Here is a 25,221-nt window from a genome sequence, read left to right as displayed (position 1 = left end):
AAGAAACAGTCGGGTGCCCCGGTTCAGGGGAGATCCTCCAGGAATCTGCAGAGGCTGCGTTCGGCCCGTTCCACCTCCGCCAGGTGCACCCATTCCTCCGCCGTATGGGCTTGGGCAATGTGGCCCGGACCGTACACCACGGCCGGCATCCCGCCCGCCGAGAGAATCGCAGCATCGCAGAAGTACGGCACCCCATACACCCGGCGCTGTCGCATGGCCCGCAAAAACCGGTCCACCCAGGGATGATCGACCGGCGTTTCCAAAGGGGGCGATTCAGCCTTGGCCATCGGGGTCACCTGGGCCCGTAGCCCCCGTTGACGCAGGAACGTTTGCAGTTCGCGAAGCACCCCGCGGGGCGTCTCGCCCGGCAGGGTTCGCCGATCCAGTTCCACCCACGCCGCATCCGCCACAATGTTGGGCTGGGTGCCCCCCTCCACGCGCCCCACCGAGACGGTCGGGGACCCCAGCAACGGATGGCGTCTGCCGCCAAGGATCCCGGCATAATCCTCTTCCACCGCCAGGATCACCCGCGCAATCTTCGCGATCGCGTTTTGGCCCTGCTCCGGCGTGGCTGCGTGGGCGGCACGGCCCCGGACCTCGACGCGCACCCACACGCTTCCCTTGTGCGCCGTGACCACACGCAGGCGCGTGGGCTCGCCCACCACCGCCAGGTCCACGGACCAACGTTGCGCGGCCAGCCGACGCGAGCCGGTCTGCCCGTATTCCTCGTCAACCAGGGCGGCCAACACCACCTCCGTTCGCCGGGGACGACGGCGACCACGTGCCACCCGCGCCAACGCAGAAAGCATGGCCGCCAGCGATGCCTTGGTGTCACACGCCCCCCGTCCATACAGCCGATTCCCGCGTCGGCGGACGCGGAACTGTGCCTCCTCGGTCACCGTGACGGTGTCCATGTGCGGGGCCAGCACCACGCGGTGTTGGGCGCGCTCCGGAGGGGTCAATCGCACCAGCACGTTGCACCGATCGTCCTGAACCGGCTGCGTCTCGACGTCCAGGCCCGCTCGCCGGGCCCGGTCGATGACGTACGCCGCCACGCGTTGTTCTCCGGCCCACGCCACCCCGGGAGGCGCGAAGGCCGGATTGACACTGGGCAGCTCCACCAGCTCCGCCAACCACTGAACCACACGCGACATGCGGCGCGCAGTCTAGCCCAATCCCGCAGAACCGGCCAAGTCCGACACCGCTGCCGCGGGGAAGGGCTGGACAACCCGGGCGCCCCGCCCTAAACGGTGCGGGTGCCAAACTGGGAAGACCATCTGTTGGCCGGCCTGGCCGTGCTGTTCATTGGGTTGTCCAAGGCGGGCTTCGGAGGCGGCCTCGGGATGTTGACCACCCCGTTGTGCGCGCTGGCGTTTCCGTCCCGCGACGCCATCGGGATGCTGTTGCCGCTGCTGTGCGCCGGCGACGCCTTTTCGATGTACTACTACTGGCGCAAATGGGAGGCGCGCAATCTGTGGTACCTGTTGCCGGGGGTGGTGATGGGTGTTGTCCTGGGGGTGCACTGGATCGGCCGTTTCACCGCGCGGGAGTTGAACGTGGCCATCGGTGGGATCGCGGTGGGATTCGTGATCTTCCAAGTGTTTCGCGACCGGATTTTCCGCGTGGAAGGCGCCTTTCAACCCAATGCCGGGCTCGGCTTCCTCTTCGGTCTGGCTGCGGGGGTTACCTCGAGCTTCGCCCATGGGGCCGGGCCGGTCGTGAGCATGTTCCTGGTCCCCCAACGTCTGCCCAAAGAGATTTTTGTCGGCACCACCGTGCTGGTGTTCACGTGGATCAACTGGATCAAGGTGCCGTTCTTCGTCGCCAACGGCGTCATCACCGTCCACACCCTGACCCAGGGGCTGCTCTACTTTCCCCTGGTCCCGCTCGGGGTCTGGTTGGGGGTCCGACTCAATCGCCGCTTTTCCGAAGCGGCCTTCGCCCGAATCGTTCTGGCCACCCTGTTTCTGACGGGGCTGCAGTTGATCTTCAATTTCCGTTTTTGACCGGGCCCGCACCGGCTCCGGATGCTAGGAACCCGGCACGATTCCCGGGAACCAGCGTGCCTGAACCCAGATCACCGTGGCCAACAGCAACGCCAGCCCCACGCTGTGCCAGAACACCGCCCGCAGCACCGTGCCCACGTCCGGGCTGTCCGGCCGGCCGCCCGTCGCCACGCTCGCCACCACAATGCTCTGGGCATCGACCATCTTGCCCATCACACCTCCGGCGCTGTTGGCCGCGGCCATCATCACCGGCGAGAGGCCCAATTGTTCCGCGGTCACCTTCTGCAAATGCCCGAACAACACGTTGGACGAAGTGTCGCTGCCCGTCAGGGCCACGCCCAACCAGCCCAGAAGCGGCGAGAAAAACGGAAACCACGGGCCGGTGGTCGCCAGCGCCAACCCGAGCGTGGTGTCCGTACCGCTGTAGCGCGTCACAAAACCCAGCGCCAACATCAGGGCAATCGTCACCAGCGAGACCCGAACCCGGCGAAGCGTCTGACCGTACAGCCGCACCAATGCGCCCGGCCGCAGCCCGAGCCCGAGCCCGCTGAGGATTGCAGCCAGACCGACCGCCGTCCCGCTGGCCGACAGCAAATTGAGACGGTACCACGCGGGCTCGGCGGTCGGCTCAGGGGCCGCGGGCGGCACTTTGATGACCGCCTCGTGCAACGCCGGCACCGGCCAGCGCGGTGCGAACCAGCCATCCAGCGTATCGCGAATCGGTTTCAACGTACTCAGCGCCACCAACCCCGCAAAGCAGATCCACGGCAGGGCCGCCCGCCACCCCGGCATCCCCGTGCCGCTGACCGGCCAAACTCCCGAGCCCGAGACCGGCTGAATCTCGGCCGGACGCCACCACCGCAACAAAAGAAGGGTCGCACCCAGACTCCCCAGGCTCGCCACAATGTCCACCAACCACGGACCGTGCAGGTTGCTCACGAGAAACTGCAGCACGGCAAAACTGCACCCGGTCACCAAGCAGGCCGGCCAGACGCCCACCATGCCGCGCCAGCCGCTCTGCGCCCACACCAACCAAAAGGGCACCACCACGGCCACCCACGGTAATTGGCGTCCCACCATCGCGCCCAGGGTCACTTCATCCAGACCCGTCACGCGCGACAACGTGACAATCGGAATCCCGACCGAACCAAAGGCCACCGGGGCCGTGTTCCCGATGAGTGCGAGCACGGCTGCCTCCAGGGGTCGAAACCCCAGGCCGATCATCAGCGCACCCGTGACGGCCACGGGCGCCCCGAAACCCGCCAGGCCCTCCACAAACGCCCCGAAACAAAACGCGATCAGTAGCGCCTGGATCCGCCGGTCGGCCGAAACGCCGGCCAATCGTCGCTGCATCTCTGCAAATCCGCCCGTCTCCCACGAGACCCGATACAGGAACATGGCGTTCAAAACGACCCAGCCGATGGGGAACAGGCCAAAGGCCGCACCATGCAACGCGGCGGCGCCCGCCAGCGCGACCGGCATGCCGTAGATGCCGGTTGCCAGCGCCGCAGCCACGCCAAGCGCCGCCAACGCCGCCAGGGGTGCACGCACGCGCCACACCCCCAGCAGCGCCAGCAACGTCAACAGCGGAACCGACGCCGCCATGGCCGAACGCCCCAAATCCCCCAGCGGCGTGTAGTGTTGGGACCAGGTCAATTCCGGCGGCATGGATGGCCCCTTTGAAATCGAACCCGCCTCCGGGGTCAAGAACGCAAACCGCAACGGGCAGTCAAAATTCGTACCGCGTCCACCGCAAATCCTCCGACTCGCAAGCCCATCACGTTCCACGCGCGCCCCGGAGAGGATTCGAGCCGGCACCGCATTTTCCTCACCCTCCGCCTCCGCAACAGACCCCTGTCCGATCTTTGCCGAGCCGCCCTGATCCCGCCGGCATGAACGGCTCAGGGGCCGGCCCGCCGCGCCCCGGGCGCCCCTGGCGGTTTGACTTCCCGTCCCGCCCGCCCGTGCCTATGCTGCGGCGCATGAACGCGGTGGCTTTGATCACCGGTGCCTCCCGCGGCATCGGTCGCGGCATCGCCCTGGCACTGGCACGCCTGGGCTACGATTTGGTTTTGAACTACGCTGGTCGCGCCGACGCGGCCGCGCAAACCGCCGCCGATTGCCGCGTCGCCGCCGAGGCCGCCGGCCGCTCCATCCGCGCCGAGCCCTGCCAGGCCGACATTAGCGTGGCGGCGGATCGGCAGCGCTTGCTGGACTTCACGCGGCAGACCTTTGGACGACTCGACTTGTTGGTCAACAACGCCGGCGTGGCGCCCACCGTGCGCGCCGACATCCTGGAAGCCACCGAGGAGAGCTTCGACCGCGTCCTGGCCATCAACCTCAAAGGGCCCTATTTCCTCACCCAACAGGCCGCCCGCTGGATGATCGAACAGGTTCAAGCGGCTCCACCCGAGGCGCCCAGGCCCAAGATCGTCATCGTCTCCTCGATCTCCGCGTACACCGCCTCGGTAAACCGGGGCGATTACTGCCTCAGCAAGGCCGCGCTGTCGATGATGACGCGGCTGTTCGCGGTGCGGCTCGCCGACCACGGGATCGGCGTTTACGAAATCCGACCCGGGATCGTGGCCACGGACATGACGGCGGGCGTCAAGGAGAAGTACGACCGTCTCATTGCCGAGGGACTGACGCCGATCCGGCGCTGGGGGACCCCAGACGATGTCGGCCGGGCCGTGGCTGCCATCGCCTCCGATCTCTTTCCCTTCAGCACCGGCGAGGTCTTCAACATCGACGGCGGTTTCCATCTGCACCGGCTCTGAACCGCCGCCGCCACTGTTACCAACCCACGCCTATGGCTCTGCGCATCGACTCCAAACTGAACAGTCGTCAACTGGTCCCCGCCATCGAGCGCCTGTTCGAACTTTCGGCGGAAAAAATCCTTTCCCTGGAAAAGACCTGGGCCCCGGAACGGGGCACGCCCGTCTTCACGGTGCGCGGTCGATACACCACCCGGGGGTGGACCGAGTGGACCCAGGGATTTCAATACGGCTCGGCCCTGCTGCAGTTCGATGCCATGGGCGAGGATCGTTTCCTGGAGATCGGCCGGCGCGGCACCTTCCAGCGCATGGCCCCGCATTTGTCGCACATCGGCGTGCACGACCATGGCTTCAACAACATCTCCACCTACGGCCAACTGCTCCGGCTGATGCACGAGGGCAAAATCCCCGAGCAAGCCGAGGAACGGGCCTTCTACGAGCTGGCTCTGAAGGTCAGTGGCGCCATCCAGGCCTCGCGCTGGACACGTCTGGCGGATGGCACGGGCTTCATCCACAGTTTCAACGGGCCGCATTCCTTGTTTGTGGACACCATTCGGTCGCTGCGCGTGCTGGCCGTGGCCCATCAGCTCGGACACGTCCTCATGAGCGAGCAGGACGCGCGGATTTCGTTGCTGCAACGCCTCGTCCACCACGCGTGGAACACCCTGCGCTACAACATCTATTATGGCGAGGGCCGCGATGCCTATGACGTGCCCGGCCGGGTCGCCCACGAAGCCATTTTCAACACCACCAGCGGCCAGTTCCGATGCCCCAACTCTCAACAGGGGTACTCGCCCTTCAGCACCTGGACCCGCGGCCTGGCCTGGGCCCTGCTGGGTTGCGCCGAACAACTGGAGTTCTTCCACGCCGGCGTCCGGGGCAGCGACGAGGACTTCGCCGCCGCCGGCGGTCGCGAAGCCTTCCTGGCTCAACTGCAGCGCGGCGCCCTCGTGACCGCCGACTTTTACCTCGCCCACTGCTGTGCCGACGGCGTTCCAATGTGGGACACGGGCGCCCCGCAACTCCATCGGCTGCCCCCGGACTATCTCGACCGTCCCTCGGATCCCTTCAACCCTTGGGAACCCGTGGACAGCTCCGCTGCCGCCATCGCGGCCCAGGGACTGTTCCGCCTCGGCAACTACCTCTGGGCCCACGGAGAACCCGCACGGGGCCGGCGCTATCGTCAGGCCGCACTAACCATCGCCCGCACGCTGTTCAACGAGCCCTACTTGAGCACCGACCCGCGACACCAGGGCCTGATTCTGCATTCGGTGTATCATCGCCCCAACGGCTGGGATTACGTAGCCCCGGGACAGAAGGTGCCCAACGGGGAAAGCTCCATGTGGGGCGATTACCACGCCCGGGAATTGGCGCTGCTGATCCTGCGGGAGGCCCGTGGCGAGGTCTATCCCACCTTTTTCAGCGGCGTAAGACACGACTGAGCAGGTCCCCGGGCACGAGGTTGGAGAAAAGGGCGGGACGGAGGATCTCTCCGCCCTCGCCGCGCAGGCCCGCAGGCGCACAGCCTGGCCACACAAGGCCCCCTGGCCGGGGGGTCCCGACCGACAGGGTCAGTACTCGCGGCCCCGGAGGCGCCCCGGCATGGGCACCGGGTAGCGCCCGTCCGGACCCGGCTGCAGCGGCGCCGGCGACTCCGCCGTCAACCGGTCCAGCCCCGGCGCCATCTCATGCTCGCAGTTGAGCATCTCCTCCAGCGTCACCTCCTGCCCCGTGTGCGCCGCCATCCGCCCCATCGACGTCACCACACTGGCCATCACCCCACGCTCCAGCTCGTTGTACGGCTCATCCCGCACAATCGCCGTCAACAAATCCCGCCACTCGTTCACATACGGATTGTCCTGCCCCGCCGGCACCTTCGACTCCCACACCAAATCCGACCGCCGCATCTGATGCGTCTTGAATATCCGCGACGGCAACCCACAGTCCCCACTGCTCGAGACCACCGCCATCCCCCGCGTCCCGTGCATGTAACTGGCATACAAATCCTGACAGCCCGTCATGCACCGCCCGTCAAACATCAGCTTCGTGCCGTCCGCATACGTGTACTCCACCGCATACACGTCGAAGTTCTGATCCACATACGGCCGACCCTCCGCGTCCGTCTTGTAGTGCCGGCCCCCCAGCGCCTGCGCCCGCACCGGCCAGGCGTTCTTCATCCAGCACAAATGGTCGATGATGTGGATGTAAAAGTCGCTGAACGAACCTCCGCTGGCCCACAGGAAACTGTGGAACCGCCGCACCTGGTACATCAGTTCGCTCATCTCGGGTGGTTTGGGAGTGGACGCAAAAAAGCCGACCGGTCCGTGCATGCGGTAGCCGCGCTGGAGGATGATCTCGCCCAGCTCCCCGTCGTGCGCCCGCTGCGCCAGCTCCTGCAACGCCCGACTGTGCCGCGACATCAACCCCACCCCGCACTTCAACTTCCGCGCCACCGCCTGCTTCGCCTGCTCCAACATCCGCTTGCTCGTCGGCCCGTCCACCGTCACCGGCTTCTCCATAAACACATGCAACCCCCGCTCCAGCGCATACCCAAAATGCACCCACCGAAACGCCGGCGGCGTCGCCAAAATCACCACATCCCCCGGCCGCAAACACTCCATCGCCCGCTTGTACGCATCAAACCCCAAAAACCGCCGCTCCGCCGGCACCTCCACCTCCCGCGGAAACTGCCGCGACAGATTCTCATAGCTGCTGCGCAGCCGGTCCTCGAACACATCCGCCATGGCCACCAGCTTCACCGGCACCACCCCCGCCTGAATCGCATCACTGACCGCCCCCGTGCCCCGGCCCCCGCAGCCCACCAGGGCCAACTGCAGCGGCCCGCCCGCCGCCGCCGCATGCACGTGCGGCAGGGCCACCCCCGCCAGGGCCGAGGCGGCCGCCCAACGGCCGGTTTGAATCAAAAACTCCCGTCGATTCGGCAATGAGTTGGTCGAGGACATCTCGTTGTTGGTCGAGGACATCTCGTTCATGGCGGGATCCTCCGCAGAACAGGCCGGGTTTGTCAACGCCCGGCTGAAACCGGGTCTGCCAGCACGGTGTGCCCTTGGAGCCCGCCTGCTTCAGAAAGGCAGCCCCTGCAGGAACGTCCCATGCGGTCTCCGATCGGGCCGGCTGCTCCTCAGGCCGCGTCTCAAGCGCCGCTCAATTGGTTCGCCCGCCCCGGTCCACCGGCACCGGGGCAGGGACCGTTTCTCGTGCACGTTTTCAGTACTCGCGGTTGCGGAGCCGTCCCGGCGTCGGCACCGGGTAGCGCCCGTCCGGACCCGGCTGCAGCGGCGCCGGCGACTCCGCCGTCAACCGGTCCAGCCCCGGCGCCATCTCATGCTCGCAGTTGAGCATCTCCTCCAGCGTCACCTCCTGCCCCGTGTGCGCCGCCATCCGCCCCATCGACGTCACCACACTGGCCATCACCCCACGCTCCAGCTCGTTGTACGGCTCATCCCGCACAATCGCCGTCAACAAATCCCGCCACTCGTTCACATACGGATTGTCCTGCCCCGCCGGCACCTTCGACTCCCACACCAAATCCGACCGCCGCATCTGATGCGTCTTGAATATCCGCGACGGCAACCCACAGTCCCCACTGCTCGAGACCACCGCCATCCCCCGCGTCCCGTGCATGTAACTGGCATACAAATCCTGACAGCCCGTCATGCACCGCCCGTCAAACATCAGCTTCGTGCCGTCCGCATACGTGTACTCCACCGCATACACGTCGAAGTTCTGATCCACATACGGCCGACCCTCCGCGTCCGTCTTGTAGTGCCGGCCCCCCAGCGCCTGCGCCCGCACCGGCCAGGCGTTCTTCATCCAGCACAAATGGTCGATGATGTGGATGTAGTAGTCGCTGAACACCCCTCCGCTGGCCCACAGGAAACTGTGGAACCGCCGCACCTGGTACATCAGCTCGCTCATGCCCGAGGGCCTGCGGACGGAGAATCCGCCGGGCCCGTGCATGCGGTAGCCGCGCTGGAGGATGATCTCGCCCAGCTCCCCGTCGTGCGCCCGCTGCGCCAGCTCCTGCAACGCCCGACTGTGCCGCGACATCAACCCCACCCCGCACTTCAACTTCCGCGCCACCGCCTGCTTCGCCTGCTCCAACATCCGCTTGCTCGTCGGCCCGTCCACCGTCACCGGCTTCTCCATAAACACATGCAACCCCCGCTCCAGCGCATACCCAAAATGCACCCACCGAAACGCCGGCGGCGTCGCCAAAATCACCACATCCCCCGGCCGCAAACACTCCATCGCCCGCTTGTACGCATCAAACCCCAAAAACCGCCGCTCCGCCGGCACCTCCACCTCCCGCGGAAACTGCCGCGACAGATTCTCATAACTGCTGCGCAGCCGGTCCTCGAACACATCCGCCATGGCCACCAGCTTCACCGGCACCACCCCCGCCTGAATCGCATCGCTGACCGCCCCCGTGCCCCGGCCCCCGCAGCCCACCAGGGCCAACTGCAGCGGCCCGCCCGCCGCCGCATGCACGTGCGGCAGGGCCACCCCCGCCAGGGCCGAGGCGGCCGCCCAACGGCCGGTTTGAATCAAAAACTCCCGTCGATTCGGCAATGAGTTGGTCGAGGACATCTCGTTCATCGCTGCATCTTTCACAGGAGGCAGCCGTGCCGTCAACGCCGGGCGCATGAGGGAATCCGTTGGAGACACGCTCACTCGGGCCGGACACCGGCCCGCCCCAAATGGCGCAGGGTCCGATCCGCGGCCCGCGCCACCCCGTTCACATGGCCGGTCCCGGAGCAGTCTGCACTCGCCGATTTGACAGCGCCCTTCTTGGGGCTTTACTTGGCTCATGAGCACGACCGCTTCTCGGATGACCCGCCGCGCGTTTCTGCAAACGGCTCTGGCCGGGCTGGCTCTGGGGCGCACCCTGCTGTCCGCGCAACAACCCGGTCCCGCCGGGATCCCCACCCGACCCCTCGGCCGCACCGGCGTGCGGATTCCGATCATCGGCCTGGGCGGCTGGAACATTGGCGCGGTGCGCGACGATGCCGAGGCCATCGCCATCATGCACGAGGCCATCGACGAGGGGGTCACCTTCTTCGACAACGCCTGGGAATACCACGACGGACGCAGCGAGGAACTCATGGGCCGCGCCCTGGCCTCGGGCGGCCGCCGCGACAAGGTCTTTCTGATGACCAAGGTCTGCGGCCGCGATTACCGCACCGCCCGTCAACACCTGGAAGACAGCCTCCGACGGTTGCGGACCGACCGCATCGACCTGTGGCAGTTCCACGGCATCAAATGGGACGATGACCCCGACCTCATCTTCGCCGAGAACGGGGCCCTCAAGTGTGCCCTGGAAGCGAAAAAGGAGGGCAAGATTCGGTTCATCGGGTTTACCGGTCATCAGCACCCGCGTTTCCACCTGGCGATGCTCGCCAAAGACTTCGCGTGGGACGCCGTGCAAATGCCTCTGAATCTGTTGGACGCCCACTACCAGAGCTTCCAAAAAGAGGTCCTGCCCGTGTGCCACCGGCGCAACATTGGCGTGCTGGGGATGAAGGCCCTGGCCTCCCAAAACGGCCGGCTGGTCCGAGAACTCGGCATCCCCGCGCCCACCCTGCGTCGTTACGTGCTCAGCCTGCCCGTCACCAGCCTGGTCTGCGGGATCCAGTCCCGGGCTGATTTGCGTCAAGACATCGCGATGGCCCGGAACTTTCAGCCCCTCACCGAGGCGGAAGTCGCCGAGCTTCTCGAAAAGGCCAAGGGCCCGGCCGCCGACGGCCGGATCGAACAATACAAGGTCGGCAATTACGGCTGCGACTGGTGGCATCGCCATGCACGACAGGCCTGACGCCGCACTTGCACCCGGGCCGCGCGGTCCTTAGATTTACCTCGGCCGGTATACCGACGCAGGTCCTGCCTGCGGCGCCCGGCCCGGTGGCAGGGTTCTTGGAACTTCCTGCCGATGCCAGGGTAGCTCAGTTGGTAGAGCAGAGGACTCATAAGCCTTTGGTCGGGGGTTCGAGTCCCTCCCCTGGCACCAGCTTTTCGCAAAGCCCGGACTCAGCTCCGGGCTTTGCTGCATCCGGGTTCTTGGCCCGGGGACCGGCTGGCGGGAGCGACTCGCGTGCCTCAGGAACTTCACCTCCAGCACAGCGACCGCAGCTCACAGCAGATTGTGCCGATTGACCCGATGGCTCCCCTCAGGGAAAAGCCGGCTCCCGCGCCCTGGCCCATCCTGCCGCAACCGCTCTACGGCCGTCCCCCGCATCCAAGATCCCTTCTCAAGAGGATGGTTGGCGCATCCCTCGGGCCTTGTCCCTCCCCGCACTTCTCAAAGCTCAATAAGCGGGCTACTGTAAGGAACCCGGGCCACCAGATGCAGGCTCGGCCCGGCCGACAAGCCAAATCGCGCGGAAGGCCATGAACGAAACCGAATTGTTGCAACTCGGCGTGCCGCCCGGAGAACCCCTCCGGCAGGCCCAGGCGCTGACCGAACGCTGGGAAGCAGCCGGTCGCGATCCCGAACAGATCCGCTCCGATCTGAAAGCGGTGCTGGCGGATCCGGAGGTTTTTCGCGGCGACCCGGAGCGGGGCGCGCTTGCACGTTCCCTGCACGCCGCGCCGCCGGAGGTGGCGGCCGACGGGGCCCCATGGCGCCAGTGGGGACAAAAACTCGAGCCCGAAGCCGTCCAGCAAATGGAGCGCGCCTGCCGGCTGCCCATCGCCCTGGCCGGAGCCTTGATGCCGGACGCCCACGTGGGCTACGGCCTGCCCATCGGGGGTGTCCTCGCCACGGACAACGCCGTGATTCCATTCGGGGTCGGCGTGGACATTGCCTGCCGCATGAAACTCAGCGTGCTGGACCTGCCCCTGAGCGATTTGGAACGCCGCAAGGACCGCCTCATCCGGGCCATCGAAAGCGAAACACGCTTCGGCGTGGGCGCGACCTTCCAACACCGGCGGGAACACCCCGTCATGGACGAGGACTGGTCCGTCAGTCCCGTCACCAAACAGTACAAAGACCGCGCCTGGGCCCAGCTGGGCACCAGCGGAAGCGGCAATCATTTTGTGGAGTTCGGTGTATTGACGCTCTACGAACCGTTGCGCGGGTTGGAGCCGGGCCAGTACCTGGCCCTGCTGAGCCACAGCGGGAGTCGGGGCACGGGCGCCGCGGTTTGCGACTACTACAGCCGCGTGGCCCAATCGAAACACCCGCGCCTGCCGCGGGAACTTCGACATCTGGCATGGCTGAGTCTGGACAGTGCAGAAGGCCAGGAATACTGGGCCGCCATGGAGCTCATGGGCCGTTATGCGGCAGCCAACCACGCCTGCATCCACCGTCACATCGCCCAGCATCTTGGCGCCCAGGTCCTGTTGGACATCGAAAACCATCACAACTTTGCCTGGAAAGAGCGGCACCGGATTCAGGGCCGTGAACGGGAAGTGATCGTCCACCGCAAAGGCGCCACGCCGGCCGGCCCGGGTGCCCTGGGCATCATCCCCGGCTCGATGGCCTCGCCCGCGTTCGTGGTTCGGGGAAAAGGGAATCCGGCTTCGCTGCACTCCGCCGCGCACGGGGCGGGTCGCGTCATGAGCCGAACCGCGGCCATGAAGCGGTTCGACTGGAAAGAGGTCCAACGCTACCTGAAAGAGCGCGGGGTCACACTGATCTCCGCCGGGCTGGACGAGGTCCCCATGGTCTACAAGGACATCCACGAAGTCATGGCCGCGCAGGCAGACCTCGTGGAAACGGTGGCACGCTTCGAGCCACGCCTCGTGAAAATGGCGCCGCATGGGGAACGGCCGGAAGATTGATCCTTCGACGCCCGCAACCGCAGGTGTCCCCCGCGAAACTGCGGAGCCAATGGATGGATGGCTGCGGAATGTGAACCGGGAAGGCCCGGCCGCCCGTGCGCCGCTTCCGGGGCATCGATGGGGGCCGGCACATCGTGGCGAACCGCCCAGGCGATGGGTCGCTCGCAGCCTCCATGGATCCGGTGCTGCGTTTCCCGGGCCGTCCGCGCAAAGACTCTGAGCGCCGGCCGTTCAATCACCCTTGCCGGCACAAAAAGGGAGAGCTCCTCACTTTCCAAAAACGCGCAGGGCACGGACGGTGTCCGTGCCCTGCCCAAAGTGTCCTGCCGAAGCCCGGCTGACTCAGCTCCGGCGTGCGCGGCTGCGAGCCAGGAGGAACAGCAACCCGCCGCCCAGGCCCAGCGCCAACACGTTCGGCTCCGGCACCACGGCTTCCACGCGGGCACCGAAATTCATCGGGATCCCAAACTGATTGGTCTTCAACAACCAACCCTGGATCGGATCCTTTTCCCAGTAGCTCGTATAATTCCAACCGGTCGTCGGCGGGTCATAAATGTCCAACCCTGCCCGCTCGCCGGCGCCCGGGTTCACATTCAAGAACTGGACGCTCCAAGTGAAGCTATCCGGAACGATCACAGGATTCCCGCTGTTCCCGGCCAACAAGGTCGCATAGTCCAATACGATGGTCTGCCGCGGAGTTGCCGGAATGCTGAAGGGGCCACTGTCATACAACAAGGTCCCGGGAGCAATGAAGGCATTATGACTGGCGTAGAACGCGTCGTTGGCGTAAAAGCGCACCCGGATCTGCTCGTCCCCGGAGAAATTCTCGCCCCAATACTGGAAGGTAAAGGTCGAGATCATCCGCTCGGGGCCAGGGGCCAAAAGGATTTCGTCGCCGACCTCGGCCGGACCCGGATTGAACCGGATCACCAGATCGTTGGACGAGTTGTCATAAACGAGGGTTGCGCTTTGGCCAACCGCACCGCCGAGAACTACTGCAACAGCGCACGTGAGAATCTGCAGACGTTTCATTGTTTCAGCTCCTGGCTCGACCTCGCTCTCCTCTTTGTTAAACCGCGGCCAGATTAAGCTGCAACCTTCGGTCTGTCAACAGGTTTCTCGGAATTTTTTCAAAGAGTTCCAAGCCGGCCGAGGCAGTGAAGCGGCGGAATTGCCCCGCGCAATTGCAGCAAGCGCCGCTGGGAACCAGCCGCACGGCTCAACGGTGGCGTGGATTTGTCCGGGAAAGCCGCTCTCCGGCCGACACCCGCTCGGGACGGTCCACCGTCGCGGGCACGGGAAGGAATCGGGACGGGGACTCGCCCCCGGGCTTTCCAGTAAGCTCGAAGTTCCGGGCAAACCTCCGCGCATCCCCAAGCCCGGCCGACCGGTGTCTGGCGCATCCTGACCACCTCCCCCCGCCGGTTCGACCGCTTCTGCGACTCGACGTCAGAGCACCGAGCCCTGCCGGAGCCCACGCAGAGGCGACCGTGGCGAGGGGCGCCTGCTGCGGAACCCCATCGGCGGTGGCGGCGCGACCCAAAGCCGGCCGCACTCCAACGTTGAAGCTCGCTGTTCGCTCTGCTTCAATGGCAGGCGTCATGAACGTTGCGTCTTCCAACGCCACGCCAAAGCCGTTGTCGGAACGACAACGGGCGGCCCTGGTGACCCTGCTGGGCGACGAGGATCCCCGCGTGTTTGCCGCGATTCGGGAACACGTCCTGGCGCAAGGGCCCGCCGCCGTCGACTGGCTGCGCCCTCACCTGATCAGTCGCGACCCCGTACTGCGCAAGCGCGCCCGCGCCCTGGTCAACGAACTCGCCCGTCGCAACGCCGACGATCGCTTCCTGCAGTTCTGTCTGCGTTGTGGGGAGAATCTGGATCTGGAACAGGGCGCCCTGCTGCTGGCCCAAACCCGGGATCCCGATTTGAACCCCGAAGGGTATGAAGCCCTCCTGGAGAGCTATGCCGCCACGTTGCGCGAGCGGATCAAACCCCGCAGTCACGCCCGGACCCGACTGCACTTGTTGAATGCCTTCTTCCAGAACGATCTCACCTTACTTTGCAGTCCCGAGTTTGCGCTGTGGCCCAACGCCAACTATCTCAACCGGGTCCTGGATACCAGCGTGGCCAGCCCGCTGGCCGGCGGCCTCCTCTACCTCATTTTGGGCCGGCGCCTGGGACTCCCTCTCACCGGCATTTGGTTGCCGGATCTGTTTCTATGCCGGTTCCAATCCTCCACCGCCGAGTTCTTCATCGACGTCTCCGGCGACGGCGCCCTCCTCAGCCGGGCCACCGCGGTCCGCATGGTGCGGAGCCGAATCCCCGGCAGCCGCGAAGCGGATCTGAAGCCGGCCACGGAACGTCAATTGCTGGCGGCGCTCTGCGCGCAACTTTACGCCGCCCACGCCAGCGAGGGTGAACCCGAAGAAGCGGCCCGTCTCCGTCGCTATCAACTGGCGCTGGAACGCCCCCGGGGTGCTTGAACCCCACCTGAACACGTGGGCCCTGCCCCGAGGCCCCGATCCGAAGACGCCCTGCCATGTTCCGCCGACTTCGTCGCCGACGCCTGTCGCCCGAGGAAAAGGAACGCCGACGCTTTTACCTGCTGCCCGGCATGGGCGGACGCGCCTTTTACCGCAAACAACGTCGGATCCGCATGGCGGCCATCGCCGTCGGCCTGGTGGTCTCCGCATTGGTCGCCCTCATCATCTATCTCATGAACACCCGACCGTTGCGATGAACTCCAACTCCGTCCGGTCGATCCCTGCAAGGTCCCCGACGGTGCAGGGCCACCTCGGCGGCTCGCGAGAACCGACCCTCCCCGGAGGCAACGCCGGCGTCGGCCCGCACCCGGGGAACAAGCCGGCAGGAGTGTGTCCTCGTCCTCGATCACCCTCCGCGAGGAACTCGCCGTGACTCACGAGCATGAAGAACACTGCTTCCAGCAAGGAGCGTTATGTGGTGCTCATGGCGGGGGGCCGCGGCGAGCGGTTCTGGCCCCTGAGTCGCGAGAAAACACCGAAGCAACTCCTGCGCCTCTTGGGTCGCAAATCCCTGCTGCAACTGGCGGTCGAACGCCTGCAGGGACTCGTGCCCCCTTCACGGGTCTTCGTGATCACCACCGCTGTCCAGGCGGCCGAAGTTCGGCGCCAACTGCCCCGGCTGCCCCGGGCCAACGTGGTCATTGAGCCCATGGGCCGGGACACGTGCGCCGCCGTGGCCCTGGGCGCTGCGGTGGTCGCCGCGCGCTGCCCCGGAGCCGTCATGGCGATGCTGCCGGCGGATCACGTGATCCACGACGCCGCCCGCTTCCGCCAAACGCTGGCCGACGCGTTCGATGTGGCCGCGCGTGAGCCGGTCATCGTGACGCTGGGGATCCCGCCCACGGAACCCGCCACGGGCTACGGTTACATCCGCGTGGGCGAGCGGCTCGAACTTCCCCACAACTCCCCCCGCGCCGACACGATCTTCCACAAAGCGGAGGCGTTCGTGGAAAAGCCAACCGTCGAGCGTGCCCGCGAGTTTCTCCAGACCGGTCGTTACCGCTGGAACGCGGGCATGTTTGTCTGGAGCGTGCCCACGTTGCTCCGCGGACTCGAGGAACATCAGCCCCGCATCCATGCCGCCTGCCAACGCTGGATCGCCACCGGCCATTCCCCCGCACGGCTGGCGCGTCTGCTGCGCCGGGATTATCCCACCCTGCCGCGGATCTCGATCGACTACGCCCTCATGGAACGCGCCACCAACGTCGTCGTCGCCGACGCTTCCTTCGACTGGGACGACGTCGGCTCCTGGTCCGCCCTGGCCCGGCACCTGCCCCGCGACGCGGCCGGGAACACCCTGCAAGCCGACTGTGTGACCGTGGATGCGTCCGGGAATCTTGTTCTGGATGCCCGGCCGGGGTCGGCGCGCACCCTGATTGCGCTGGTGGGCGTGCAGGGTCTCGTGGTGGTTCACACCCGGGATGCCGTGCTGATCGTTCCCAAAGATCAGGCGCAAAAGGTGCGCGATCTCGTCCGCAAGCTCGAGACGGAGCCGAAGTACCGCTCGTTGCTCTAAACCCCGGGTGGGCAGCCGGCCCTGCGCACCTTTCTTCCCCGGCCTACCGCGCAGGCGGGCTGGTCGCCGGCAGTGGCTCGGCCTCCAGCGCTTCTGCCTGAGTGAAGTCCCGGCCCAACGTCCCCGGCTCTTCGCCGCGATGACGCCGGGCCAGCAACATGTACAGGGCCGGGACCACCAGCAGGGTGAAGAGCGTTCCGATGGCCATGCCACTGACCACGATGAGTCCGATGGAGTTTCGCGCCGCCGCCCCGGGGCCGCTCACCAGCACCAGCGGAAAGTGCCCCGCCACCGTGGCCACGCTGGTCATCAACACCGGTCGCAGCCGGATCAACGCCGCCTGTCGAATCGCCCGCAGCTTGTCCAGTCCCGCCCGCTGAAGTTCATTGGCGAATTCCACGATCAGAATGCCGTTCTTCGACACCAGTCCCACCAACGTCACCAGACCCACCTGCGAGTAAATGTTCAGCGTCGTCGTCCAGCCCGACGTGAAAAACGGCGTGTTGGGGTCCGGAATGCGCAGGAAGCAGAACAACAGCGCCCCGAACATCGCCAGCGGCACCGATCCCAGCAGAATGATGAGTGGATCCCGGAAGCTGTTGAACTGCGCCGCCAGAACCAAAAAGATCAACGTCAGCGCCAGGGCAAAGGACGGCAGGAACTTCCTGCCCTCCACGCGCAACTGCCGCGATTCCCCGGTATAGCCGATTTGATAACCGGTCGGCAGAAGACGGGCAGCCTCCTGCTCCAAAAACCGCAGCGCCTCGTCCAGCGGGCGGATGGCCACCCCGCTCAGCTTCACCGCATTGAACTGTTGGAAGCGGTGCAGCGCGCGCGGCCGGGTCCGCTGCTCCAGCCGCGCAATGGTGCTCAACGGGATGGGTTGGCCATTTGGCCCCCGGATGTAGGTCTGCTCGATCTGTTCCGGCGTCAGTCGCTCCACCCGGATGGCCTGCGGAACGACCCGATAACTGCGGCCCTGCAGACTGAACCGGTTCACGTAATTCCCGCCCAGCAGGGTGGTCAGGTCGCCCCCGACAGAGGCCAGGCTCAGGCCCAACGCGGCCACCTTGTCGCGATCCAAAACGAGTTCCACCTCGGGCTGATCGAGCTTGGTGTCCAGAATCGGAGGGAACGCAAACAAACCGCTGGCCGCGGCACGCTGTTGCAGTTCCTCGGCAAATCGCAGGATCTCTTCGGGCTCCGCCGTGGAACCAATGACGAATTCCACCGGGAAGGTCCCCCCTCCGGGCAGGGGCGGCGGCGTGGCCACCATCGTGCGGATGCCCGGAATGCGGTTGACCGCCTGCTGCACTTCCGGCACCACCTCGAACACGCTGCGCTGCCGTTGCGCCCAGGGTTTGAGCACCAGCCCGCTGAATCCGTTGTCCGCAAACGTGATTTGGAACGTCTGCTTCGCCTCCGGCACCCGGAGCAGCTCCTCGTTCAACAGCTCGGTGTAGAAGGTCGTCTGCTCCACCGTGGCGTCGGCCGGCGCCTCCACGATCCCAAAAATGACATTCTGATCCTCCGCAGGGGCCAGCTCCTTGGGCGCCATCTGGTACATCGGCACCACGAGGAGGCTCAATCCCAACCACAAGACATACACCGCGACGCGAGCCGACAGGGTGGCATCCAGCACTCGGGCGTAGGCGGCACGCAGCCGGTCGAACGCGCGGTTCACCCACCCGGCCAACCCGCGCGTTTCGCGCTCGGGATCGAGCAGCCGCGCCGAGAGCACCGGAGAAAGGGTCAACGCCACCACGCCGGAGATGAACACCGCGCCGGCCAGTGTGAAGGCAAACTCCCGAAACAATGCCCCCGTCAGTCCCCCCTGGAATCCGATGGGCGCGTACACGGCCGCCAGGGTCAGAGTCATGGCAATGACCGGCCCCACCAGTTCCCGTGCCCCCACCAGGGCGGCCTGCAGGGGCGGCAGCCCCTCGCGCACATGACGCTCCACATTCTCGACGATGACAATGGCGTCATCCACGACCAGCCCCACCGACAGCACGATCGCCAGCAGGGTCAAAAGGTTCAGCGTGAATCCGAACACCTGCATCAGGAAGACCGCCCCGATCAGCGAGAGGGGAATCGCCACCAACGGGACCAGCACCGAACGGAGCGAACCGAGGAACAGGTAGATCACGATCGCCACGATCAGCAGCGTCTCGCTCAACGTCCGCAGCACCTCGCGAATCGAGTTCTCGATGTACTCGGTGGCATCGTAGGCGATCCGTCCTTCCATCCCGCTGGGCAGGTCCTTCACAATCGCGTCGACCTCGGCGCGCACCCGGCGGATCACGTCCAGCGTATTGGCCGTCGGCAACACCCAGACCCCCATGAAAACGGCGCGCCGACCGGTCATGCGGACTTCGCTGTCATAGTTCTCCGCCCCCAACACCACGTCGGCCACATCCTGCAACCGCACCAGCCGATCCCCTTGCCGGTGAATGACCAGCTGGCGAAATTCCTCGGCCGACCGCAGGTCGGTGTTGGCCGTCAAATCGACCTGCACCAGGGCCCCCTTGGTGCGCCCCAGGGCCGCCAGAAAGTTGTTGGCCACCAGCGCCTGTCGCACGTCCTCCGGACCCAGGCCATACGCCGCCAGCCGATCCGGCTTCAGCCAGATCCGCATGGCAAAGGTCCGCCCGCCCAAAATGTCGGCCCGCTGCACCCCTTCGATCGCCGACAGGCGCGGTTGCACCACGCGCACCAGGTAATCCGTGATCTGGTTGGCCTCCAACAAATCGGAAGTAAACGCCAGATACGCCGCCGCGATGCTGCTCTCGGCGTTCTCGATGCTGATGACCGGAATCTCCGCTCCGGCCGGCAGATCGCCGCGCACCTGGTTGACCCGCGAGCTGATCTCCGCCAGGGCTTTGTTCGGATCGTAGTTGAGCTTCAACCGGACGGTGATCGTCGAAATCCCCTGACGACTCACCGACTCGATGTAATCGATGCCGTCCGCGGCTGCGATCGCCCGTTCCAGCGGCACGGTCACGAAACCGCGCACCAGGTCCGGACTGGCCCCGACATACACGGTGGTCACCGTAATGGCGGCATTGTCCGTGCGGGGGTACTGGCGGACCGTGAGGGTAAAGATGGCCTGCAGACCGGCGATCAGGATCACCAGATTGACCACCGTGGCCAGGACCGGCCGCCGGATGAAAATGTCCGTGAACGCTTTCATCGGTTTCCCCCCTCAGCCCTCGGGCGGTCGCGGTTCCAACTGCGGCTCGGGTGTGGGCAGGTCGGTCACGCTCACCCGCATCCCGTTGCGCAGTTTGAATACGCCCGCGCTGACCACCTGTTGTCCGGGCTGCACCCCCGCGGTCACGCTCACAAAGTCCCCCCTGCGCCGGCCCAGCTTGATGAATTGCTGTCGGACGAGGAACCCGCCGGAGAGACCGTTCGTCGCCGGCTCCACGACGAACACCGAATCCCCGTACGGTGCACTCAGCACCGCAGTGGAAGGGATCATCGTGACGAGATCGGCCTCCGGCAGAACCACTGCCGCGCGCACATACATCCCCGGACGCAGTGCCCGGTCCTTGTTGGCCACGGTGGCCTGCACGCGCACGGTGCGCGTGGCCGTGTCCACCTCCGGATCCATCGCGGTCAGCGTGGCGCGGAACACCCGGTCCGGGTACGCGTCACTGGTAACCTCCACCTCCAGGCCGGGTCGCAGTTGCCCCAGGGTTTGCTGCGGCAGGGCGAATTCGATGTGCACCGGATCCAGCGCCTGCAGGGAGACCACCGGCTGGCCGGCCTGAAGGTACTGGCCCAGATGCACCTCGCGGATTCCAAGCAGCCCGGCGAAGGGGGCCCGGAGGGTTTTCTTGGCAATGGTGGACCGGATGGCCTCCGCCCGTGCCTCGGCCTGCTTGAGGGCCGCCTCCGCTTCGTCCAGTTCGGCTTGCGAGACCGTCTGCGACTCCCGCAGGGCGCGCAACCGTTGCACGTTCAGTCGCGCCAGATCCACCCGCGCCTCCGCTTCTCGCAGTTCCGCTTCCTCCGTGGTCGTGTCCAATCGCACCAACAACGCCCCCGCTTCAACTTCCGTGCCGGGTTCGAACGCGATCTCACGGACCACCCCGGGCAGTTCCGCCGTGACCTTCACCCCGCGCACCGGCGTGACCGAGCCCACCGCCGTCAACAGCCGCGGCCAGGATTCCTGGCGCACGACAAATACCGAAACGTATTCCGCAGGCGGCGGCTGCGCCTGCGCGTGCGCGATCATGGTCCGAATCTGCCAGACCTTCAGACCGGCCAGCCCGGCCGCCATGACCAACCAAATCCCCAAGGCAATCCCGATTTGCTTTTTCATGCTCTGCCCACCTCCGGGCGGGAACGCTTGGCCCGGCGGTCCGAACCTGCCGGCCGCACGCCGCCTCCGCGCCCGTTCGATGCAGCTTGCTGCCCCGGCGGACCCGGCACGGCCGCAGCGCCCTGCAGAAACAACTGGACCAGCCGCTCCGCCATCCGCCGATCCGGACGGCACCCGGGAAAGATCAGCGAGGCGGCCAGGCAGTGATGGGCCAAACCATAAAAGGCCTGGGCCAATTCTTCGCTGGTGTAGTGGCGACTCAGTTCACCCGCCTCCCGGGCCGCCTGCATGGCGTTGCGCACCAGCTCGAAGTTTCGTTGACAAAGCGGCCGGCAATCGAACCCGCGCGGCGCATCCCCCGCCGGGGCAAACATGGTGGCCACCGCCAACTGATAGAGCTCCCGATCCTCGCAAAACGACTCGAACATGGTCTGCATCACCGCCACCAGCCGGGACCGGATGTCGTGACCGGACTGCAGCGCCGCGGCCAGGCGGCGGTGCCGGGCCTCGTGGGCCTCGGTCACCAGCGCACGAAACAGATCCGCCTTGTCCCGGAAGTGATAATAGAGCGCCGGTTTCGAGACCCGCGCCGCCCGGGCAATATCCTGCATCGCCGTGGCCGCGTAACCGCGCTCGGCGAAACACCGCAGGCCCGCGCGCAGAATGCGCTGACGGGTCCGTTCGGCAACACCACCTACCCGTGCCATCGAAAAACTGACCGAACGGTAAGTCAAAACTGAACCCTGTCAAGCCGGGGAAAGGTCGCGATGCCCACGGCCTTCCCCCGCTTGCCGCGACACTTCGAAAACGGCTCCCCCGGGGAGGGCATGCCGCGAGAATTCCTGTCCATGCCGCCCGATGCCGTCTCCACCCCGGATTCCATCCCGGCCCTTCAACGGGCCGAGCGAATCCCCACCTGCCGCCCCAACGCATCCAACGCGGCCCGGGCGCGACGCGAAAGAGGAGTCTCCCCTGCCACCATCGCCTCCGGCAGCCAGGGGAATCGGATCAGCCTCGCCGGCTCCAGATACGCTGCCAACAGCTCCCGATTGAGCCGGGTCAATGGATGCGGCTTTGCGGGGTCCATCAACACGCCCACGGCTTTTTGCGTCCACCGGGACCCCAAAGCCTCCCAGACCAGCCGTACCTGATTCACCACCCCCAACCGGTTCGGCGCCACGACCACGGGCACCGCCCCGAGGGCGCGCAGCAGGTCTCGATTGTCGAAGTCCTCCCCAATCGGGCTCAGCCAGCCCCCGGCGCCCTCGACCACCACCACTTCGAAGCCCTGCGCGACCTGCCGCACATGCTCCACAACCTGCTCTCGCTGCAGCGACTGTCCGAGGCGCCGCGCAGCCACCACCGGCGCGACCGCCGCGCGATACCACCACGGGTTCACACGGTCCAGCGGCAATGCCCTGCCCGAGGCCTCCCAGAGGCGCCGGGCATCCGTACGCCCCCCGGAGCAGACCGGCTTCAAGCCAATCACGCGCAGACCAGTCCCACGCAAATGACGAACCCACGCCGTGGCCAGGACCGTTTTCCCCACCCCGGTGTCCGTCCCCGTGATGTACAGCCACATAAGCACCGACAGTCTGGGCGGGGGTCGGCAGGCCGGCAATGGCGGAACCCGGCGCCCGGGGCCGTCGATTCATCGGCGGTCGGAGCCGGACACGGCAGTCTGGTCATCCCCCTGCCTCTGCCTCGGCCCTTCAGCCGGGACGCTTGAGCCGAACCCCGAACGCCACGACAGCTCGATCCGCGCGGCCCGCCTTGCAAGCCGGGCGCAGAAGCGGAGGCGCGCGCGGTTGACGCCGGGTTGCCCCGGAGCCCCTGGGCGCGGCTGTGTCGAGGGTGCCCGGGGCGGGCACCCGAGAAGGCCCGCCACAACCCCAACGGGACCGGGAACAAAAAAAGCCGGCCCGGTCAAACCGCAGCCGGCCAACCCAAGAAAGCGAACGTTGGGAAGACGCAGACGATCAGTCCGCGTACTTGACGCTGCAACCGTAGGGCTTGGTCTGGGTCACCTCGGGCTTTTCGCCCGCCAGCAGTTTGTTGACGACTTCCCGCACGTAGTTGCGCGCCTTCCGAGGATCTCCGCTGGAGGACGCCCGATCGTCAATGGCGCCCTGATAGACCAGTACCCCGTCCTTGTCGATGACGAACATGTGCGGCGTGGTGCGCATGCCGTAGGCTTTCCCCACTGCGCCGGAACTGTCGTGGATCCAGGCCGTCGCTTTGATCCCCAATTCCTCCCATTCTTTCTTGGCGGCTTCCGGCGTCCGATAATTCGAGTGCCCCGGGTGCACGGAGTTGACCAGCAACCATACCACGCCTTTGCCCGTCAGCTCGGCCTGCAGCTCCTGCATCGCCTTGGTCTTGTAATGGTTGGCGACGAAGGGGCAGTCGTAATTATACGACTCCAGCACAACGATCTTGCCCTTGTAATCCGACAGACGATGGGTCTTGCCCGTGATGTCCGTGGCGGTGAAATCGGGCGCCGGCTTGCCCACTTCAGCCGCGCCCCAGGCCACGGTCGTTACGGTACCGATCAACAATGCGGCCAATGCTCGTTTCATGGTCGTCCTCCGTTTTTCGCTGGTTGCAACGCGCGACGGGAACTTTGCCGCATAACCCGCACTTGTCAAATGGGTCCGAAATGAACGTGGCCGGGAAGATCCGGGGGCGGATTCCTCGAACATGGAACCCAGTGGAGCGCTCTGGCCTCTCCATTTTCATTTTCAACCGGGCCCCCGTGTGCCGTTGCCATCGATGATCCCGAGAGACGCACGCGCCAAGGTCGGGGAGCCCGCCGCACCGCCGACGCGCGGAGATCGTCCCCTGCCCCGGACTTTCACCGCCTCCCGCGCCCGGCCGCTTTGGAGGCTGCCTGCGCCTTGAGCCGGGGTAGTCCGCTTTTCCCTCTTCTGCATCGCGGAGGGCGAGCCGAGCCCACGCCTGCCGTCGGCCCGGTCAGCGCCCGGGCCATCCCCACGGGCGGTCACTCGACAACGACCGGGCCTTTGATACGTTTCCGTTGTGAGCTTCGTTGCCGAATTCGAACGTTTGCCGCTGCGCTCCCTGTTGGAGCGGGCCCGGACCGCATCGCGCGCTGCGGTGCGGGAAAGCCTCGACCGCAGCACGCTGACCCTGGCGGATTTTGCGCATCTTCTGTCCCCTGCGGCCGCCGAGTTTCTCGAGCTCATGGCCCGGCGCTCGCACGCACTGACCGTCCAGCGGTTTGGCCGGGTCATCCGCCTTTTTGCCCCTCTTTATTTGTCCAACGAGTGCATCAACGTTTGCCGGTACTGCGGGTTTTCCCGGAACAACCCCATCTTGCGGGTGACCCTGACCCTGGAGGAGGTGTTGCAAGAAGCCCGCGCCCTCAAGGCGCAGGGTTTCCGCAACCTGCTTCTGGTGGCGGGCGAACATCCCAAATTTGTTCCCGTGGCCTACCTGCGGGACTGCGTGGCTGCCGTCCATGCCGAGGTGCCGGCCGTGTCGCTGGAAGTCGGACCGTTGTCTGTCGAAGACTATCGTCCGCTGGTGGCGGCCGGCGCGGAAGGTCTGGTCGTTTATCAGGAGACCTATGACCGCGCCGTGTACGCGGAAATGCACGTTTCCGGCCCCAAACGGGACTTCAACTGGCGCCTCGAGACGCCGGAACGGGCCTATGCTGCGGGGTTCCGTCGCCTCGGCATCGGCGCCCTGTACGGTTTGGCCGACTGGCGCTATGAGGCCCTGGCAGTGGCCGCCCACGCCTCCTACCTGTTGCGCAATTGTTGGAAGGCGTTTCTGACCATCTCCCTCCCGCGGTTGCGCCCGTGCGCCGGCGAATTCCAACCACTCGTGCACATGACGGACCGGGAGCTGGTCCAGCTGGTCTGCGCCTTTCGTTTGATGTTCCCGGATGTGGGCCTGGTGCTGTCCACCCGGGAGTCGCCCAGGTTGCGGGACGGCCTGATTCCGTTGGGCATCACGCTGATGAGCGCCGGCAGCCACACCGAGCCCGGCGGCTACACCGGGGCCGGACGGGATCATCTTCACCAAACCGTGCGGGGCCGCATCGTGGACGCGGGCGCCAGCGAATGGGCCGCCCCGCCTCCGGAGCACCCAACCGCCGCCACCGAACAATTCGCCATCGCAGATACCCGGTCGGCCGCAGAGGTGGCCCAACGGATTGCCAGCCTGGGCTACGAGCCGGTTTGGAAAGACTGGGACGCCGCACTCTGCGGGAGCTGAAGTC

General features: G+C 66.1%; 19 protein-coding genes and 1 tRNA gene. 10 read left to right on the top strand and 10 right to left on the bottom strand.

All coding sequences use genetic code 11. The features are described 5' to 3' along the window. Positions 1-23: 23 nt before the first annotated feature. Entirely contained in the window at positions 24-1,154 is a 1,131-nt protein-coding gene (locus tag ACPDIT_RS09035) for a M20 family metallopeptidase (RefSeq protein ID WP_423442875.1), read from the bottom strand. 102 nt (positions 1,155-1,256) lie between these two features. Here ACPDIT_RS09035 and ACPDIT_RS09030 point away from each other — a divergent pair, with 102 nt between their 5' ends. Further along, positions 1,257-2,006: a sulfite exporter TauE/SafE family protein gene (locus ACPDIT_RS09030; protein ID WP_423442874.1), complete on the top strand. Its 750-nt coding sequence runs from the start codon at positions 1,257-1,259 to the stop codon at positions 2,004-2,006. 24 nt (positions 2,007-2,030) lie between these two features. On the opposite strand, the gene ACPDIT_RS09025 is transcribed toward ACPDIT_RS09030, so the two are convergent. After that, positions 2,031-3,674 carry an L-lactate permease gene (locus tag ACPDIT_RS09025; protein ID WP_423442873.1) on the bottom strand — a complete coding sequence of 548 codons (1,644 nt, stop codon included), beginning with the start codon at positions 3,672-3,674 and terminating at the stop codon, positions 2,031-2,033. 314 nt (positions 3,675-3,988) lie between these two features. Here ACPDIT_RS09025 and ACPDIT_RS09020 point away from each other — a divergent pair, with 314 nt between their 5' ends. Next, positions 3,989-4,783 carry a 3-ketoacyl-ACP reductase gene (locus tag ACPDIT_RS09020; protein WP_423442872.1) on the top strand — a complete coding sequence of 265 codons (795 nt, stop codon included), beginning with the start codon at positions 3,989-3,991 and terminating at the stop codon, positions 4,781-4,783. A gap of 32 nt (positions 4,784-4,815) precedes the next feature. After that, positions 4,816-6,222 (top strand): glycosyl hydrolase, encoded by a 1,407-nt coding sequence (locus tag ACPDIT_RS09015; protein ID WP_423442871.1) that lies wholly within the window; start codon positions 4,816-4,818, stop codon positions 6,220-6,222. A 129-nt stretch (positions 6,223-6,351) separates the two neighbouring features. Here ACPDIT_RS09015 and ACPDIT_RS09010 read toward each other — a convergent pair whose 3' ends face one another. Both ACPDIT_RS09010 and ACPDIT_RS09005 read right to left on the bottom strand, forming a co-directional pair. After that, on the bottom strand, positions 6,352-7,773 hold the full coding sequence (locus ACPDIT_RS09010) for a Gfo/Idh/MocA family protein (protein WP_423442870.1): 1,422 nt from the start codon (positions 7,771-7,773) through the stop codon (positions 6,352-6,354). A gap of 235 nt (positions 7,774-8,008) precedes the next feature. Continuing rightward, the gene (locus tag ACPDIT_RS09005; RefSeq protein ID WP_423442869.1) at positions 8,009-9,400 is read right to left on the bottom strand and encodes a Gfo/Idh/MocA family protein; all 1,392 of its coding nucleotides are present in this window, start codon (positions 9,398-9,400) and stop codon (positions 8,009-8,011) included. Between the two features lie 211 nt (positions 9,401-9,611). Between ACPDIT_RS09005 and ACPDIT_RS09000 the strand changes: the two genes are divergently transcribed. The 3 genes from ACPDIT_RS09000 to ACPDIT_RS08990 all read left to right on the top strand — a co-directional run bounded on the left by ACPDIT_RS09000 (position 9,612) and on the right by ACPDIT_RS08990 (position 12,583). Further along, a complete protein-coding gene (locus tag ACPDIT_RS09000) occupies positions 9,612-10,616 on the top strand; it encodes an aldo/keto reductase (protein ID WP_423442868.1) in 1,005 nt (334 codons plus the stop codon). Between the two features lie 116 nt (positions 10,617-10,732). Beyond that, positions 10,733-10,808 (top strand) — tRNA-Met (locus tag ACPDIT_RS08995). Positions 10,809-11,188: 380 nt separating this feature from the next. Next, a complete protein-coding gene (locus tag ACPDIT_RS08990) occupies positions 11,189-12,583 on the top strand; it encodes an RtcB family protein (RefSeq protein ID WP_423442867.1) in 1,395 nt (464 codons plus the stop codon). A gap of 342 nt (positions 12,584-12,925) precedes the next feature. Here ACPDIT_RS08990 and ACPDIT_RS08985 read toward each other — a convergent pair whose 3' ends face one another. Beyond that, on the bottom strand, positions 12,926-13,615 hold the full coding sequence (locus ACPDIT_RS08985; protein WP_423442866.1) for a hypothetical protein: 690 nt from the start codon (positions 13,613-13,615) through the stop codon (positions 12,926-12,928). A gap of 569 nt (positions 13,616-14,184) precedes the next feature. On the opposite strand from ACPDIT_RS08985, the gene ACPDIT_RS08980 reads away from it, so the two are divergent. From ACPDIT_RS08980 to ACPDIT_RS08970, 3 genes are all read left to right on the top strand, one after another. Continuing rightward, a complete protein-coding gene (locus ACPDIT_RS08980; protein ID WP_423442865.1) occupies positions 14,185-15,069 on the top strand; it encodes a transglutaminase family protein in 885 nt (294 codons plus the stop codon). 56 nt (positions 15,070-15,125) lie between these two features. Further along, the gene (locus tag ACPDIT_RS08975; RefSeq protein WP_423442864.1) at positions 15,126-15,326 is read left to right on the top strand and encodes a hypothetical protein; all 201 of its coding nucleotides are present in this window, start codon (positions 15,126-15,128) and stop codon (positions 15,324-15,326) included. A 185-nt stretch (positions 15,327-15,511) separates the two neighbouring features. Further along, positions 15,512-16,645, top strand: a complete 1,134-nt coding sequence (locus ACPDIT_RS08970) for a mannose-1-phosphate guanylyltransferase (RefSeq protein ID WP_423442863.1) — start codon at positions 15,512-15,514, stop codon at positions 16,643-16,645. Between the two features lie 43 nt (positions 16,646-16,688). Here the strand turns inward: ACPDIT_RS08970 and ACPDIT_RS08965 are convergent, their stop codons facing one another. The 5 genes from ACPDIT_RS08965 to ACPDIT_RS08945 form a co-directional block, all read right to left on the bottom strand. Beyond that, positions 16,689-19,838, bottom strand: a complete 3,150-nt coding sequence (locus ACPDIT_RS08965) for an efflux RND transporter permease subunit (protein WP_423442862.1) — start codon at positions 19,836-19,838, stop codon at positions 16,689-16,691. Between the two features lie 12 nt (positions 19,839-19,850). Then, complete coding sequence (locus ACPDIT_RS08960) at positions 19,851-20,975, bottom strand: efflux RND transporter periplasmic adaptor subunit (RefSeq protein ID WP_423442861.1); 1,125 nt, start codon at positions 20,973-20,975, stop codon at positions 19,851-19,853. Beyond that, on the bottom strand, positions 20,972-21,682 hold the full coding sequence (locus ACPDIT_RS08955) for a TetR/AcrR family transcriptional regulator (RefSeq protein ID WP_423442860.1): 711 nt from the start codon (positions 21,680-21,682) through the stop codon (positions 20,972-20,974). The genes ACPDIT_RS08960 and ACPDIT_RS08955 overlap by 4 nt, the downstream gene beginning before the upstream one ends. Positions 21,683-21,867: 185 nt before the next feature. Next, on the bottom strand, positions 21,868-22,557 hold the full coding sequence (gene bioD / locus ACPDIT_RS08950) for a dethiobiotin synthase (RefSeq protein ID WP_423442859.1): 690 nt from the start codon (positions 22,555-22,557) through the stop codon (positions 21,868-21,870). 397 nt (positions 22,558-22,954) lie between these two features. After that, complete coding sequence (locus ACPDIT_RS08945; protein WP_423442858.1) at positions 22,955-23,554, bottom strand: thioredoxin family protein; 600 nt, start codon at positions 23,552-23,554, stop codon at positions 22,955-22,957. Between the two features lie 460 nt (positions 23,555-24,014). Between ACPDIT_RS08945 and thiH the strand changes: the two genes are divergently transcribed. After that, positions 24,015-25,217 carry a 2-iminoacetate synthase ThiH gene (thiH, locus tag ACPDIT_RS08940; protein WP_423442857.1) on the top strand — a complete coding sequence of 401 codons (1,203 nt, stop codon included), beginning with the start codon at positions 24,015-24,017 and terminating at the stop codon, positions 25,215-25,217. The last annotated feature ends 4 nt before the right edge of the window (positions 25,218-25,221 follow it).

The sequence above is a fragment of the Limisphaera sp. VF-2 genome, from assembly GCF_049537125.1.
Classification (GTDB): Bacteria; Verrucomicrobiota; Verrucomicrobiia; order Limisphaerales; family Limisphaeraceae; genus Limisphaera.
Note: the sequence above shows the minus strand (reverse complement) of the source record. Positions and strands in the feature narration are given on the sequence as shown.

Coding starts and splice junctions, on each gene's coding strand:
- ACPDIT_RS09035 (WP_423442875.1), bottom strand. CDS start 1,154: ATGTCGCGTGTGGTTCAGTGGTTGGCGGAGCTGGTGGAGCTGCCCAGT.
- ACPDIT_RS09025 (WP_423442873.1), bottom strand. CDS start 3,674: ATGCCGCCGGAATTGACCTGGTCCCAACACTACACGCCGCTGGGGGAT.
- ACPDIT_RS09020 (WP_423442872.1), top strand. CDS start 3,989: ATGAACGCGGTGGCTTTGATCACCGGTGCCTCCCGCGGCATCGGTCGC.
- ACPDIT_RS09015 (WP_423442871.1), top strand. CDS start 4,816: ATGGCTCTGCGCATCGACTCCAAACTGAACAGTCGTCAACTGGTCCCC.
- ACPDIT_RS09010 (WP_423442870.1), bottom strand. CDS start 7,773: ATGAACGAGATGTCCTCGACCAACAACGAGATGTCCTCGACCAACTCA.
- ACPDIT_RS09005 (WP_423442869.1), bottom strand. CDS start 9,400: ATGAACGAGATGTCCTCGACCAACTCATTGCCGAATCGACGGGAGTTT.
- ACPDIT_RS09000 (WP_423442868.1), top strand. CDS start 9,612: ATGAGCACGACCGCTTCTCGGATGACCCGCCGCGCGTTTCTGCAAACG.
- ACPDIT_RS08990 (WP_423442867.1), top strand. CDS start 11,189: ATGAACGAAACCGAATTGTTGCAACTCGGCGTGCCGCCCGGAGAACCC.
- ACPDIT_RS08985 (WP_423442866.1), bottom strand. CDS start 13,615: ATGAAACGTCTGCAGATTCTCACGTGCGCTGTTGCAGTAGTTCTCGGC.
- ACPDIT_RS08980 (WP_423442865.1), top strand. CDS start 14,185: ATGAACGTTGCGTCTTCCAACGCCACGCCAAAGCCGTTGTCGGAACGA.
- ACPDIT_RS08975 (WP_423442864.1), top strand. CDS start 15,126: ATGTTCCGCCGACTTCGTCGCCGACGCCTGTCGCCCGAGGAAAAGGAA.
- ACPDIT_RS08970 (WP_423442863.1), top strand. CDS start 15,512: ATGAAGAACACTGCTTCCAGCAAGGAGCGTTATGTGGTGCTCATGGCG.
- ACPDIT_RS08965 (WP_423442862.1), bottom strand. CDS start 19,838: ATGAAAGCGTTCACGGACATTTTCATCCGGCGGCCGGTCCTGGCCACG.
- ACPDIT_RS08960 (WP_423442861.1), bottom strand. CDS start 20,975: ATGAAAAAGCAAATCGGGATTGCCTTGGGGATTTGGTTGGTCATGGCG.
- ACPDIT_RS08955 (WP_423442860.1), bottom strand. CDS start 21,682: ATGGCACGGGTAGGTGGTGTTGCCGAACGGACCCGTCAGCGCATTCTG.
- bioD (WP_423442859.1), bottom strand. CDS start 22,557: ATGTGGCTGTACATCACGGGGACGGACACCGGGGTGGGGAAAACGGTC.
- ACPDIT_RS08945 (WP_423442858.1), bottom strand. CDS start 23,554: ATGAAACGAGCATTGGCCGCATTGTTGATCGGTACCGTAACGACCGTG.